Origin of the sequence: Stenotrophomonas sp. HMWF023, assembly GCF_003060985.1 — a bacterium.
Lineage (GTDB): Bacteria > Pseudomonadota > Gammaproteobacteria > Xanthomonadales > Xanthomonadaceae > Stenotrophomonas > Stenotrophomonas lactitubi.
Genome location: NZ_QAIJ01000267.1, coordinates 1 through 12,483, shown reverse-complemented (window position 1 = coordinate 12,483; position 12,483 = coordinate 1). Strand labels below are relative to the sequence as shown.

General features: G+C 67.4%; 16 protein-coding genes. 10 read left to right on the top strand and 6 right to left on the bottom strand.

The window, feature by feature from the left end; genetic code table 11:
• Window positions 1-168: 168 nt before the first annotated feature.
• The 3 genes from hda to DBR20_RS15330 are packed head-to-tail and all read right to left on the bottom strand — an operon-like array spanning window position 169 to window position 3,172.
• Complete coding sequence (hda, locus tag DBR20_RS15340; RefSeq protein ID WP_089241202.1) at window positions 169-876, bottom strand: DnaA regulatory inactivator Hda; 708 nt, start codon at window positions 874-876, stop codon at window positions 169-171.
• Window positions 876-2,048, bottom strand: coding sequence for an AI-2E family transporter (locus tag DBR20_RS15335; protein WP_089239329.1), 1,173 nt, complete (start codon window positions 2,046-2,048; stop codon window positions 876-878). The genes hda and DBR20_RS15335 overlap by 1 nt, the downstream gene beginning before the upstream one ends.
• Entirely contained in the window at window positions 2,045-3,172 is a 1,128-nt protein-coding gene (locus tag DBR20_RS15330) for a DUF2066 domain-containing protein (protein WP_229980843.1), read from the bottom strand. Before DBR20_RS15330 ends, DBR20_RS15335 begins: the two co-directional genes overlap by 4 nt.
• A 112-nt stretch (window positions 3,173-3,284) precedes the next feature.
• Between DBR20_RS15330 and purM the strand changes: the two genes are divergently transcribed.
• The 7 genes from purM to DBR20_RS15295 all read left to right on the top strand — a co-directional run bounded on the left by purM (window position 3,285) and on the right by DBR20_RS15295 (window position 8,193).
• Window positions 3,285-4,343 (top strand): phosphoribosylformylglycinamidine cyclo-ligase, encoded by a 1,059-nt coding sequence (gene purM, locus DBR20_RS15325; protein ID WP_108266769.1) that lies wholly within the window; start codon window positions 3,285-3,287, stop codon window positions 4,341-4,343.
• Window positions 4,344-4,365: 22 nt separating this feature from the next.
• A complete protein-coding gene (locus tag DBR20_RS15320) occupies window positions 4,366-4,863 on the top strand; it encodes a hypothetical protein (protein WP_108266768.1) in 498 nt (165 codons plus the stop codon).
• A complete protein-coding gene (locus DBR20_RS15315) occupies window positions 4,860-5,282 on the top strand; it encodes a hypothetical protein (RefSeq protein ID WP_108266767.1) in 423 nt (140 codons plus the stop codon). Before DBR20_RS15320 ends, DBR20_RS15315 begins: the two co-directional genes overlap by 4 nt.
• A 43-nt stretch (window positions 5,283-5,325) precedes the next feature.
• Window positions 5,326-5,988 (top strand): DUF2238 domain-containing protein, encoded by a 663-nt coding sequence (locus tag DBR20_RS15310; protein WP_108266766.1) that lies wholly within the window; start codon window positions 5,326-5,328, stop codon window positions 5,986-5,988.
• Window positions 5,985-6,641, top strand: a complete 657-nt coding sequence (gene purN / locus DBR20_RS15305; protein ID WP_108266780.1) for a phosphoribosylglycinamide formyltransferase — start codon at window positions 5,985-5,987, stop codon at window positions 6,639-6,641. The genes DBR20_RS15310 and purN overlap by 4 nt, the downstream gene beginning before the upstream one ends.
• Before the next feature lie 68 nt (window positions 6,642-6,709).
• Window positions 6,710-7,507 carry a DUF3108 domain-containing protein gene (locus tag DBR20_RS15300; RefSeq protein ID WP_108266765.1) on the top strand — a complete coding sequence of 266 codons (798 nt, stop codon included), beginning with the start codon at window positions 6,710-6,712 and terminating at the stop codon, window positions 7,505-7,507.
• A 2-nt stretch (window positions 7,508-7,509) separates the two neighbouring features.
• Entirely contained in the window at window positions 7,510-8,193 is a 684-nt protein-coding gene (locus DBR20_RS15295) for a DUF3108 domain-containing protein (protein WP_108266764.1), read from the top strand.
• 113 nt (window positions 8,194-8,306) lie between these two features.
• Here DBR20_RS15295 and DBR20_RS15290 read toward each other — a convergent pair whose 3' ends face one another.
• The 3 genes from DBR20_RS15290 to DBR20_RS15280 are packed head-to-tail and all read right to left on the bottom strand — an operon-like array spanning window position 8,307 to window position 10,144.
• Window positions 8,307-8,621 (bottom strand): hypothetical protein, encoded by a 315-nt coding sequence (locus DBR20_RS15290; protein WP_089239313.1) that lies wholly within the window; start codon window positions 8,619-8,621, stop codon window positions 8,307-8,309.
• Window positions 8,618-9,892: a UDP-N-acetylglucosamine 1-carboxyvinyltransferase gene (gene murA, locus DBR20_RS15285; protein WP_108266763.1), complete on the bottom strand. Its 1,275-nt coding sequence runs from the start codon at window positions 9,890-9,892 to the stop codon at window positions 8,618-8,620. The genes DBR20_RS15290 and murA overlap by 4 nt, the downstream gene beginning before the upstream one ends.
• 21 nt (window positions 9,893-9,913) lie before the next feature.
• Complete coding sequence (locus tag DBR20_RS15280; RefSeq protein ID WP_089239309.1) at window positions 9,914-10,144, bottom strand: BolA family protein; 231 nt, start codon at window positions 10,142-10,144, stop codon at window positions 9,914-9,916.
• Window positions 10,145-10,198: 54 nt separating this feature from the next.
• Here DBR20_RS15280 and DBR20_RS15275 point away from each other — a divergent pair, with 54 nt between their 5' ends.
• The 3 genes from DBR20_RS15275 to lptC all read left to right on the top strand — a co-directional run bounded on the left by DBR20_RS15275 (window position 10,199) and on the right by lptC (window position 12,387).
• Entirely contained in the window at window positions 10,199-11,200 is a 1,002-nt protein-coding gene (locus DBR20_RS15275) for a KpsF/GutQ family sugar-phosphate isomerase (protein ID WP_025874015.1), read from the top strand.
• Window positions 11,201-11,266: 66 nt separating this feature from the next.
• A complete protein-coding gene (locus DBR20_RS15270) occupies window positions 11,267-11,815 on the top strand; it encodes an HAD hydrolase family protein (protein WP_108266762.1) in 549 nt (182 codons plus the stop codon).
• Window positions 11,812-12,387, top strand: coding sequence for an LPS export ABC transporter periplasmic protein LptC (gene lptC / locus DBR20_RS15265; RefSeq protein WP_089239303.1), 576 nt, complete (start codon window positions 11,812-11,814; stop codon window positions 12,385-12,387). The genes DBR20_RS15270 and lptC overlap by 4 nt, the downstream gene beginning before the upstream one ends.
• Window positions 12,388-12,483: the final 96 nt, after the last annotated feature.

Genomic DNA, 12,483 nt, shown 5'->3' with positions numbered 1-12,483 from the left:
TTGCGGGGGCGTGAGCGCCATGGATGGCGCGACCGAGGCTACATGGACGTACTTGCGCCGTCCCCCGCAACCTGAGCCACCCCGCCATCCCACGGATAGCCCGCTTTTGACGTTGACGTTGACGTTGCTTCGGCGGGTGCAGGGCGCAGCCCTGCCGGACAACATCCCTCAGTAGCGAGGACGGCCTTCTTCCAGTACCTGGCGCAGGAACGGCACGGTGATCCGCCGCTTCGCCGCCAGCGATTCGCGATCCAGCCAGTCCAACAGCGTGATCAGCCCACCCAGCTCGCGGCCGGTGTGCGACAGCAGCCACTCGATGGCAGCCTCGTCGATCGCCAGCCCACGGCGCAGCGCGCGCTCGCGCAGCACCGCCGCGCGGCCTTCCTCGTCCAGCGGCTGCAGCAGTACGCGCACGCATTGGCCCAGGCGCGAACGCAGGTCCGGCAGCACCAGGCCCAGTTCGCCGGGCGACTTCTGTGCGGTGTACAGCACCGTCACGTCGGCAGCGCGCGCGCGGTTGTGGAAATCAAACAACGCGATTTCGTCCTCGCGGTTGCCCGCCACCGCATCCAACCCATCCAGCGCCACCAGCTCGCGCTGCTCCAGTCCTTCCAGCGCCACCCGCACCCGGCCAACCACACTGGCCAGCGGCACGTAGGTCGGCAGGCGCCCGGCCTGCTCGGCGCTGGAACACATCGCCAGCGCCTGATGGGTCTTGCCGGTGCCGGCCGCGCCTTCCAGGTAGATCCAATCGTGGCTGGCCCCTACCGCGATGGCACGCAGCTGCGCCAGCGCGCCGTCCGGCGCACCGATGAAGCTCTCCAGGCGCTGGTCCCGCGGGTAATGCAGGGCCAGCGGAAGTTGCGGCACACCAATCACTTCAGTTCCGGACCCTTGTCATTGCCAGGCACGATGATATGGGGCTGGTCGATCACGCCATCAAGCACGATCGCGGGCTTCTCGCCGGCATACAGCTCACTCTGCCGGTAGCGCTGGTGCGCATAGCGCAACAGGACGTTGGTCACCGCCGCCACCGGCAGCGCCAGCAGCATGCCCAGGAAGCCGAACAGCTGGCCACCGGCCATCACCGCGAAGATCACCGCCACCGGGTGCAGGCCGATCTTGTCGCCGACGATGCGCGGGGTCAGCACGTAGCTCTCCAGCAGCTGGCCGACGGTGAACACCACGCCCACCAGGATCAGCAGCTTCAGGTCGAATCCCTGCGCCTGCACCAGCGCGGCCACGATCGCCATCAGGATGCCGGTGGTCGCGCCCAGGTAGGGAATGAAGCTGATCAGGCCGGCGATCAGGCCGATCAACAGGCCCAGCTTGAGCCCGACCAGCGACAGGCCACCGGCGTAGATCACGCCCAGCGCCAGCATCACCAGGAACTGCCCGCGGATGAACGCACCGAGCACTTCATTGGATTCACGCGCCAGCGCGGTGATCGTACCGATCTGGTTGCGCGGAATCACCGATGCCACACGCTCGACCAGCTTGTCCCAATCGCGCAGGAAGTAGAACGCCAGGATCGGCAGCAGCAACAGGTTGACCACCCAGGTGACCACCGTGAAGCCCGAGCGCGATACGTAGCCCATGAAGGTCGTTGCGAACCCACCGGCCTGCTGCCAATGGCTGCGCACCCACTCGATCAGTCGGTCCGGGTCCATCCACTGCATCACTTCCAGCCCGGTCTTCTGCTCGAACCAGGGAATGCCCTTCTCCATCAACCAGGCCTGCGCCTGCGGCGCCGCTGCGATCAAGGTCGTGATCTGGCGCTCGATCATCGGCACCAGCACCAGCAGCAGCGCGACGATCACCAGCACCATCGCCACGAACACCAGCACCACACCGGTCATGCGCGAGCGGCCGGTGGCCTCGATGCGGTCCACCAGCGGATCGCCCAGCCAGGCCAGCGCCAGCGCCAGCACGAACGGGGTCAGGATCGGTGCCAGCAGCCAGACGATCCAGCCGATCAGACCCGCCAGCAGGATGTACTTCAGCCGACGCAGGAACTGCGCGATTTCCGCTTCCGGGGACAGGATCATCGCAGGCGGTACTCGTTGCTGACCGGCGCCGGTGCAGGTGCACCGGTCGTATCGTCGATCGGCGTCGGCAGGGCCGGCAGGGTCGCCGACGGCACCAGCACGCCGTTGTCGCCGAGCATGCGGTTGAAGCCGGCCAGGCCGGTGGTCATTTCCAGATTCAGTTCCAGATGATCGGCAGTCGCGCGCAGCGGAGTGACGTTGCGCACCACCGCCACTTCACGCAGGCCGGCAGCCAGGCGCAGGTATTCGTCCGCGCTGTTGATGCCGGTCACCACCACGCGGTAGGTGCCCGCCTGGCCGGTGGCCGCACCGGCCTTGGCATAACGCTTGACCAGCGCATCGGCAGCGCCATCGGCACCGGCGGCCATCGCGCGCATCGCGTTGGCGTCCTTGCTGGTCCACTTGTTCAGTTCACGGCCGTTGTCGACGAACACCCAGTCCGCCTGCCAGCCGCCATTGGCGCGGTAGAGCTTGCCGATCAGCTGCATCGGCGGCGAATAGCGCGACGAAGCGCGGGCGACGGCAGCGCTGTCCTGGCGCCAGATGGCACCGGCCAGGGCCTGCTCGGCGGCGCCACCACTGGGCAGGCCGAGCTTGTAGCCGCGCTCGATGGCCCGGCTCAGCAGCGGCCGCGCGGCATTGGCCTGCTGCACGCTGACCAGACGCGGACCGCTGCCGTCATCGACGGCCAGCCACAGCACCGGCTTCGGTCGTGGCTGCGGCCACAGCGGCAGACCCAGAGCCGACACCAGCCCGTCCACGTCATCCTCGCGGAAGCGGGCGACCAGCAGGGTACGGAAGCTCGGCGCACCGCTGGCGGCCACGCTCTGGTCCTGCTTGTAGTCGTAGCTGGCCACGTAGTCCTTGGCATTGCGCAACGCCTGCGCCACGCCAGGGCGCGACATGACGCTGCGATCGCCGGACAATTTGCCCAGTACAACGCTCAACGCGCGGGCAAGTGCACCGTTGCGGTCAGCCTCGGCTTGGCTGTTGACGGGCACTTCGGCCTCGTACGCACCACTGGCAGTGGCAACATCCCCCTCGGTTCGCATGCCGCTCTGGGCCATCGTGGCCACCGGCAGGCACAGCGCAAGGAGCAGGGTCAAAAACAGGCTGCGGCGCATCAGGACATCCATTGGCTCGACGTATCCGGGGGGAATTGTTGCCCGAATACGGCCTTTGCGCCAATGCGGCCTGTTAAAATCGGCGATTCAACCCCTGCCAGCGCCGACGCCCGTGACCAACAGCCCGTCTTCCGCCCCTTCCCCCCTCACCTACCGTGACGCGGGTGTCGACATCGACGCCGGCAACGAGCTGGTCGAGCGGATCAAGCCCCTGGTCAAGCGCAGCTTCCGTCCGGAGGTGATGGGCGGCCTGGGTGGCTTCGGCGCCCTGTTCGACCTGTCCAACAAGTACCGCGAGCCGGTGCTGGTGTCGGGTACCGACGGCGTCGGCACCAAGCTGAAGCTGGCCCACCAGCTGAACCGCCACGATACGATCGGCATCGATCTGGTCGCCATGTGCGTGAACGACGTGCTGGTGCAGGGCGCCGAGCCGTTGTTCTTCCTGGACTACTTCGCCACCGGCAAGCTGGACATCGACACCGCCGCCGCAGTCGTGGGCGGCATCGCCAATGGCTGCACCGAGGCCGGCTGCGCCCTGATCGGCGGCGAAACCGCCGAGATGCCCGACATGTACGCGCCGGGTGAGTACGACCTGGCCGGCTTCACCGTCGCTGCCGTCGAAAAGAGCGAGCTGAAGGACGGCGCCCATGTCGCCGCCGGCGACGTGCTGATCGGCATCGCCTCATCCGGCCCGCACTCCAACGGCTATTCGCTGGTCCGTCGCATCTACGACCGCGCCGGCCGCCCGGCCGAGCTGGAGCTGGAAGGCGGGGTCAAGCTGGTCGATGCGCTGATGGCCCCCACCCGCCTGTACGTCAAGCCGATCCTGTCGCTGCTGAAGTCGCATGGCGATGCCATCCACGGCATGGCCCACATCACCGGCGGCGGCCTGACCGAGAACATCATCCGCGTGGTGCCCGAGGGCCTCGGCCTGGACATCCAGGCCTCGTCGTGGACCCTGCCGCCGGTGTTCCAGTGGCTGCAGAAGGAAGGCGCGGTGGCCGACAGCGAAATGTGGCGCACCTTCAACTGCGGCATCGGCTTCGTGCTGATCGTCGCCCCGGACCAGCTGGAGGCCGTGTCCGCTGCGGTCAAGGCGCAGGGCCTGGACCACTGGACGATCGGCCAGGTGGTCACCGCCCAGGGCGGCGAACGCGTCCACATCGCCTGATCCACTGGACAAAGGAACCCGCATGGACGCACCCCCTCCCTTGTCGACGCCGCCGGCTCCGCCGGTGCTGCCGCCGAACCCGGCCGTGCCGGTGTTCGGCCCGCAGGACGCCACCCAGCTGCGCCAGCTGGCAATCGGCCACTACGTGGTCGCTGGCCTGATGGCGGTGTTCTCGCTGATCTTCATCCTGCACATCGTGCTGGGCATCGCCATGCTGTCCGGCTCGCTGCCGATGAAGTCCGGCGGTGAACCGTCTTCGCCGGAAGAACAGCAGTTCGTCGGCTGGCTGTTCACCGTGATGGGTTTCTGCATCGTGCTCGGCGGGCTGACCCTGGCCGGCTTTGTCGCCTATGCCGGCCGCTGCCTGTCGCAGCAGCGCCGCTACCTGTTGTGCATGATCGTGGCGGGGCTGTCGTGCCTGTTCACCCCCATCGGCACCATCCTCGGCGTGTTCACCCTGGTCGTGCTGCTGCGCCCGCAGGTCAAGGCCGCCTTCGCTGGCCAGGCAGGTGTGGCATGAACGATGGACTGAACCCGCCACCGCTGCCCAGGCAGACCCTGGCCGATCTGCAGACCGCCAGCCACCTGCACAACCTGAAGATCCTGTTCTACGCACTGGCAGGCTTCCATTGGCTGGCAGCGCTGGTGTTCCTCGGTTTTGTCGGCATCGTCGCCTTCGAACGCGGCATGGATGACGGTGCCGTGCTGGCGACGGTGTACGGCGCGGTGTCGCTGCTGGCCATCGGGCTGGGCTTCCTGCAGCTGCGCACCGCGCGGCTGCTTGGCCAGCGCAGCAACCTGGCCTGGTGTCGTGGCGCGGCCTGGGCGGCAGTGCTTGCCGGCCCGCTGGGCATGGCGCTGACTGCCTATGCGGTGTATTTCCTGCGCAAGCCGGAGATCGCTGCACTGTTCGACCGCGGCGACCACGTCAGCGTCTGAGCTGGCAGGCGCATGTTCCGTCCCTTCTGCTGATCGCTCCGACATGTCCACGCCCGCTGCTCCCACGCTCGCCAGCAACCGCGCCACCCACTCCCTGTCAGGACCGAAAAAGGTCGCGCTGGCCGCGGTGTTGTGCATATTCGCGGCAACCTGGATCCATCCGCTGTGGCCGCTCGAGCAGACCCTGCACAGCTCGCTGACCGTGATCGGCCTGCTCGCCCTGTGGTGGGTGGACCGGCGCTGGCAGCTGGACAATGGTGCGTTCATCGCCATCTGCGGCTTCATCGCCATCCACTGCGTGGCCGCGCGCTGGCTGTATTCCAACGTGCCCTATGACGCCTGGCTGCAGTCGCTGCTCGGATGGTCGCCGGACGCAGCCTTCGGCTGGCAGCGCAACCACTTCGATCGCCTGATCCACTTTCTCTATGGGGTCTGCTTCACCCCGGCGTTGCTGCAGTTGGCGCGACAGTCCTGGCCTGCGCTGCGCATCGGCCAGGCATTCACCCTGGCGGTGATGGCAGTGATGTGTTCCAGCCTGGTGTATGAGTGGCTGGAATGGGGCATCGCCCTTGCCCTGTCGCCGGAGGCCGCCGAAGCCTACAACGGCCAGCAGGGCGACATGTGGGACGCGCACGCGGACATGCTGCTGGCAACCCTGGGCAGCCTGTTGCTGTGGCCGCTGGTGCGCCGGAGCGCGGTGCGATGAGCATCTGCCGAATCGCCGTACTGGCATCCGGCCGCGGCAGCAATCTGCAGGCCATTGTCGACGCCATTGCTGCAGGGCGGCTGCAGGCCGAGGTTGTCGGCGTGTTCTCCGATCGTCCCGATGCGACCGCACTGGAGCGGGTGGCAGCGGATCGACGCTGGGCGCATGCGCCGAAGGAATTCAGCGACCGCGCCGCCTACGAGCAGGCGCTGGGTGATGCGCTGGCTGCATCCGCCCCGGACTGGATCGTCTGCGCCGGCTACATGCGCATCCTGGGCGCCGATTTCGTACAGCGGTTCAATGGCCGCCTGGTCAACATCCATCCCTCGCTGCTGCCGCTGCACAAGGGCCTGCACACCCATGCACGGGCGCTGGAGGCCGGTGACATCGAGCACGGCGCCAGCGTCCACCTGGTGGTGCCCGAACTGGATGCCGGCGCGGTGCTGGCGCAGGCGCGGGTTCCGGTGCTTGCCGGCGATGATGCGCAGACCCTGGCCGAACGCGTGCTTGCGGTGGAGCATCCGCTGCTGATCGCGACCCTGGAACTGCTCTGTGCAGGCCGCCTGGCTGAACGGGAAGGCCAGCCGACATTCGACGGTCACCCCCTGTTTAGCCCCTTGGCTCTAGATTCCGCCGGGAACCTGAACCGGTAACGCCCGTGCACACGCCCCGCTGACTGCGGGGCTGGCATTCTGCCCCCCTCCTGCGGTTCCTGTCGGCCATGAAGACCACGTCCCTGCTGCGTACAACCCTGCTGCTGCCGCTTGCCGTCCTCGCCTGTGCGGGCTGGGGCCAGGCAACAGCGCCTGCTGCGCCGGCACCTGCCGAGGTGGCGCCGCCTGTGCTGCCTGCACTGGCCTGGGAGCCGCCGCCGCTGCAGCCGTTCAGCGCGACCTACCAGGCGTTCTACAGGGGCAAGGAAGCGGGCGATGCGACCATGCAGGTCACCCACACCGGCGGCAGCCAGTGGCGGGTGGACATGCAGGTGGTCGGCCGCCGCGGCTTTGCCAGCGTGCTTGGCCTGAACATCGAGCAAAGCACCGTGTTCGAGGAGCGCAACGGTGTCTATGCGCCCCTCAGCCAGAGCACGGTGCGCAAGGGCCTGTTCCTCGGCAAGAAGGCCGTCGGCACCTACAACTGGCAGGCCGGCACCGCGCAGTGGAGCGGCGACGTGAAGAAGGAACGCGCACAGCCGATTCCGCTGCAGGCCGGCGACCAGAGCGCCCTGCTGATGAACCTGGCGATCATGCGCGATGCCCGCCCCGGCGCGGCCATGCACTATCGCTACGTCGACATGGGCAAGGTGCGCCAGCACGATTACCAGGCCGCGCCGCAGACCGAGAACGTCGAGGTCGGCGACCTGTCCTACAACGCGCTGCGCGTATATCGCAGCAACGGTGGCAACAACGAAACCATTCTCTGGATCGCCAACGGTGTCCCCACCCCGGTGCGCATCCTGCAACGCGAGGACGGCGAAGATCGCGTCGATCTGCGCCTGATCGAATACCAAGGAGTCTGAGCATGAATACCCTGACCCGCCCCCTGACCTGGATCGCTGCCGCCGCACTGTCGGTGGCCAGCCTGCCGGCCATGGCCCTGCAGCCGTTCAAGGCCGACTACCTGGCCAGCTACATGGGCATGCAGGCCAACGGCAGCATGACCCTGGCCAGCGAAGGCACCAACAAGTGGCGCTACAGCCTGCAGGTCAAGAACCAGCTGGCCGACCTGAGCCAGAGCACGGTGTTCGAGGAAGTGCGCGGGCAGCTGCGCCCGCTCAGCAGCCAGGACCGCTCGGCATTGCTGGTGAAGAAGCGCAATGTGCAGGCCAACTACAACTGGACCAGCAACCAGGCCACCTGGACCGGCGACATCAAGCCGGACCGCGCCGGTCCGATCGCGTTGAAGGCCGGCGACATGGACGCGCTGCTGATCAACCTGGCCATTGCACGTGACCTGGCTGCCGGCAAGCCGCTGACCTATCGCATGGTCGACGAAGGCCGCATCAAGAACATGACCTACCGCGTGGTCGGCAAGGAATCGGTCACCGTGGGTGGCAAGAGCTACGAGGCCACCAAGGTTTCGCGCGTCGACGGCAACAAGGAGCTGATCGCCTGGATCGTGCCGGAGTTCCCGGTGCCGGCGCGCATGCTGCAGCGTGAAAGCGGTCGCGATGCGCTGGACCTGACCATCAAGGCGATGAACTGACCGACGATCCGCGCCATCCACGCATGGCGCGGATCTACTGGGACGCAAAGTAGATCCACGCCATGCGTGGATGGATGCCCCAGGAAAAAACGCCCGCTTTCGCGGGCGTTTTTTTATTTCTTCGGTTCTTCCGCCGGCGCGAACTCGGTGCGGCAGTCCACCCGGATCTGCTCGCCCGTGGATCGACGCACGAAGGTGCGGCAATGGCGGTTGCCGTCCTGGCTGTCGTTCACCGCCACCGCATAGAACGACTGGATGATCTCGTCACGGGTCACCGTGCCGTCGCCATTCCAGTCCATGTCCTTCTGCTCGATGCCCTTGGTGATGGCGATGTTGGCGTACCAGGCGTAGCCCAGCCACGCCAGCACGATCAGCACCAGCACCAGCAGCGCCTTGCGGCGACGGCTGAACTTGCCGCGCAGGATCATGCGGCCACGCGCCGGATGGTGGCGCCGAGCGAAGACAGCTTCTCTTCGATATTCTCGTAGCCGCGATCAAGGTGGTAGATGCGATCGATGGTGGTATCGCCATCGGCCATCAGGCCGGCCAGGATCAGCGACGCCGATGCGCGCAGGTCGGTCGCCATCACCGGTGCACCGCTCAGGCGTTCGTGACCACGCACGATGGCCGTGTGGCCTTCCACCTGGATGTCCGCGCCGAGGCGCAGCAGCTCGTTGACGTGCATGAAACGGTTTTCGAAGATCGTTTCGTTGATCACGCCCACGCCATCGGCCACGCAGTTGAGCGCCATGAACTGCGCCTGCATGTCGGTCGGGAACGCCGGATACGGTGCGGTGGTCAGGTTGACCGCCTTCGGCCGCTTGCCGTGCATGTCCAGGGTGATGCTGTCTTCGGTAGTCTCGATGGTCGCGCCAGCTTCCACCAGCTTGGCCAGCACGGCGTCCATGGTGTTCGGACGCGCGCGGTTGACGGTGACCTTGCCACCGGTCATCGCTGCGGCGACCAGGAAGGTGCCGGTTTCGATGCGGTCGGGCAGCACTTCATGGCGGCCACCGGACAGGCGCTCGACACCTTCGATGACCAGGCGTGCGGTGCCCAGGCCTTCGATCTTCGCGCCCAGCGCGATCAGGCAGTGCGCCAGGTCGGTGACTTCCGGTTCCATCGCCGCGTTGTCGAGGATGGTGGTGCCTTCGGCCAGTACGGCAGCCATCAGCACGTTCTCGGTACCGGTCACGCTGACCATGTCGAAGGTGAAGTGGCCACCCTTCAGGCGCTTGGCGGTTGCCTTGATGAAGCCGTTCTCGACCACGATGTCGGCACCGAGTGCCTGCAGGCCCTTGATGTGCTGGTCGACCGGACGCGAGCCGATCGCGCAGCCACCCGGCAGCGACACTTCGGCCGCGCCGAAGCGGGCCAGCAGCGGGCCCAGCACCAGGATCGAGGCGCGCATGGTCTTGACCAGCTCATATGGAGCCACATGCTGGTTGACCGGGCGCGGGTCGACCACGATCGCGCTGCCGCGCGACAGCGTGCCCTGGTCGATGGTCACTTTCGCGCCCAGTTCGCCCAGCAGCTTCACCGTGGTCACCACGTCGTGCAGATGCGGCACGTTGGTGATCTCCACCGGCGCGTCGGCCAGCAGGGTCGCGCACAGGATGGGGAGGACGGCGTTCTTGGCGCCGGAGATGCTTACTTCACCGTGCAGCGCAGCGCCGCCGGTCACAACGATCTTGGCCATGTATTGGGGATCTTCTGCGGTTCAGCCGGCTTCGGCCGGGGTCACGGTTTTCAATGCGAGCGCGTGGATCGCGCCGCCCATCAGGTCGCCCAGAGTGGCATACACCATCCGGTGGCGGGCCAGCGGCATCTTGCCGGCAAAGGCCTCGCTGACCACGGTCGCTTCGAAATGCACGCCATCGTCACCCTGCACGTCGGCGCGGGCGCCGGGCAGGCCGGTTTCGATCAGATTGCGGATGGTGTCGGCGTCCAACGGGCTTTCCTAATAAAATGTGCGTCCATTCTACTTCCGCTGCGTGGCGTCCGCATGGCCGAATCCCTGTTGCCCCCCCGTTCCGCCGACCCAGCCGCCCTGGTCGCCAGTGGCCGGCGCGTGTTCGAGATCGAACGGCAGGCGCTGGACGCCGTGGCCGACCGCCTCGGCGACGCCTTCCAGCAGGCCTGCCGGGCGATCCTGGGCAGCCGCGGCCGGGTGGTCGCCACCGGCATGGGCAAGTCCGGCCATGTCGCGCGCAAGATCGCCGCCACCCTGGCCTCCACCGGCACCCCGGCGTTCTACGTGCACCCGGGCGAGGCCGGCCACGGCGACCTCGGCATGATCACCGAGGACGACGTGGTGCTGGCCCTGTCCTATTCGGGTGAATCGGATGAGCTGCTGATGCTGCTGCCGGTGCTCAAGCGCCAGGGCAATGTGCTGATCGCCATGACCGGCCGCCCGCAGTCGAGCCTGGCCAGCGCCGCCGATTTCCACCTGGATGTAAGCGTGCCGGCCGAAGCCTGCCCGCTGGCGCTGGCGCCCACCTCCAGCACCACCGCCTCGCTGGCGATGGGCGATGCCCTCGCGGTGGCCCTGCTGGACGCGCGCGGCTTCACCGCCGACGATTTCGCCCGCTCGCACCCGGCCGGCAGCCTCGGCCGCCGCCTGCTGCTGCACATCACCGACGTCATGCACACCGGTGAGGACCTGCCCAAGGTCGATGTCGGCGCCAGTCTCAGCGAAGCGCTGATGGAGATGAGCCGCAAGCGCCTGGGCATGACCGCCGTGGTCGACGACCAGGGCGTGCTGATCGGCCTGTTCACCGACGGCGACCTGCGCCGCGCCCTCGACACCGACCTGGACGTGCGCACCGCCAGGATCGCCGATGTGATGACCCGGCAACCTCGCACCATCAGCGCCGACAAGCTGGCGGTGGAGGCTGCCCGGCTGATGGAAACCCACAAGATCACCGGCCTGATCGTGGTCGACAGCCAGGGCCGCGCGGTCGGCGCCCTGAACATTCATGACCTGTTGCGGGCCCGGGTGGTTTAACCGACAGTCCGTAGACCCCATTCAGTCTGTACCAACGAGCCCGCAATCACCGAGTCCGATGCCCTGATGCCCTGGTCCCCCCTGCCCGCCTTCCCCGCCCACCTGCATGCCGCTGCGGCCAATATCCGCCTGGCCTGCTTCGACGTGGACGGCACCCTCACCGACGGTCGGCTGTACTACGACAAGGATGGCAACGAGAGCAAGGCGTACTTCGTGCAGGATGGCCTGGGCCTGAAACTGCTGCAGCAGCACGGTATCCACCCCGTGCTGATCACCGCGCGCAACAGCCAGTCCGCGCTCAAGCGCGGCGCCGACCTGGGCATCGACACCCAGATTGCCGTCGGCGACAAGCTGGCCAGCGTGCAGGCGCTGTGCGCGCAGCACGGCATCGGCCTGGAGCAGGTGGCCTTCATGGGTGACGACCTGCCGGACCTGGCGCCGCTGGGCGCGGTCGGCCTGGCCGTGGCCCCGGCCAATGCCCATCCGTGGATCGCCGAGCGCGTGCACTGGATCACCCGCGCCGACGGCGGCCGTGGTGCCGCGCGCGAGCTGTGCGACGTGCTGCTGGCCGCGCAGGGCCGCCTGGACGCCGTGCTGGCGAGGTTCGGCGCATGAATGCCCCCACCTTGAACTGGCGGATGATCCTCGGCGTGGGCCTGCTGCTGGCGGCCCTGCTGAGCAGCTGGGCCGCGCTGCGCAACCGTGAAAAGGCACCTGTCGTCGAAGGCCAGGACGCCGGTGTGGACTACATCCTGCACGACTTCCAGATCGTCGCCCTGGACGAACACGGCAAGGAATCGACCACCCTGCGTGCGCCCCTGCTGGAACGCCAGCGTGGCGACCAGACGCTCAACATCACCACCCCGCTGTTCGAAATGCCCGACAAGGACGGCAAGCACTGGACACTGCGCGCCGAGACCGGCTGGCTCAGTGCCAAGGGCGACGAGATGAAGCTGCGCGGCAACGTCGCCGGCGACAGCCCGGCCGATCCCGGCGTGGTCCCGACCACCTTCCGCACCGACCACCTGGACGTGTTCCCGAAGGACAACCGCGCCCGTACCGATGCCCTGGTGACCATGACCCGGCCGGGCATGGAGCAGTCCGGCGTCGGGTTCGAGGTGGATTCGAAGAACAACACGTATCATTTCCTCAGCCAGTCCAAGGGCCGTTACACGCCCAAGCGCTGATTCCGCCGCCCGCCCGCGACGTCTTCCCGACAGGCGCGAAGCAGGCAGCCCCCACCCGCAGCCCCCGGTCCAGCCGGAGGGCCACCACCGGTAGAA

Coding starts and splice junctions, on each gene's coding strand:
- DBR20_RS15335 (WP_089239329.1), bottom strand. CDS start 2,048: ATGATCCTGTCCCCGGAAGCGGAAATCGCGCAGTTCCTGCGTCGGCTG.
- DBR20_RS15330 (WP_229980843.1), bottom strand. CDS start 3,172: ATGCGCCGCAGCCTGTTTTTGACCCTGCTCCTTGCGCTGTGCCTGCCG.
- DBR20_RS15320 (WP_108266768.1), top strand. CDS start 4,366: ATGGACGCACCCCCTCCCTTGTCGACGCCGCCGGCTCCGCCGGTGCTG.
- DBR20_RS15315 (WP_108266767.1), top strand. CDS start 4,860: ATGAACGATGGACTGAACCCGCCACCGCTGCCCAGGCAGACCCTGGCC.
- DBR20_RS15310 (WP_108266766.1), top strand. CDS start 5,326: ATGTCCACGCCCGCTGCTCCCACGCTCGCCAGCAACCGCGCCACCCAC.
- purN (WP_108266780.1), top strand. CDS start 5,985: ATGAGCATCTGCCGAATCGCCGTACTGGCATCCGGCCGCGGCAGCAAT.
- DBR20_RS15300 (WP_108266765.1), top strand. CDS start 6,710: ATGAAGACCACGTCCCTGCTGCGTACAACCCTGCTGCTGCCGCTTGCC.
- DBR20_RS15295 (WP_108266764.1), top strand. CDS start 7,510: ATGAATACCCTGACCCGCCCCCTGACCTGGATCGCTGCCGCCGCACTG.
- DBR20_RS15290 (WP_089239313.1), bottom strand. CDS start 8,621: ATGATCCTGCGCGGCAAGTTCAGCCGTCGCCGCAAGGCGCTGCTGGTG.
- murA (WP_108266763.1), bottom strand. CDS start 9,892: ATGGCCAAGATCGTTGTGACCGGCGGCGCTGCGCTGCACGGTGAAGTA.
- DBR20_RS15275 (WP_025874015.1), top strand. CDS start 10,199: ATGGCCGAATCCCTGTTGCCCCCCCGTTCCGCCGACCCAGCCGCCCTG.
- DBR20_RS15270 (WP_108266762.1), top strand. CDS start 11,267: ATGCCCTGGTCCCCCCTGCCCGCCTTCCCCGCCCACCTGCATGCCGCT.
- lptC (WP_089239303.1), top strand. CDS start 11,812: ATGAATGCCCCCACCTTGAACTGGCGGATGATCCTCGGCGTGGGCCTG.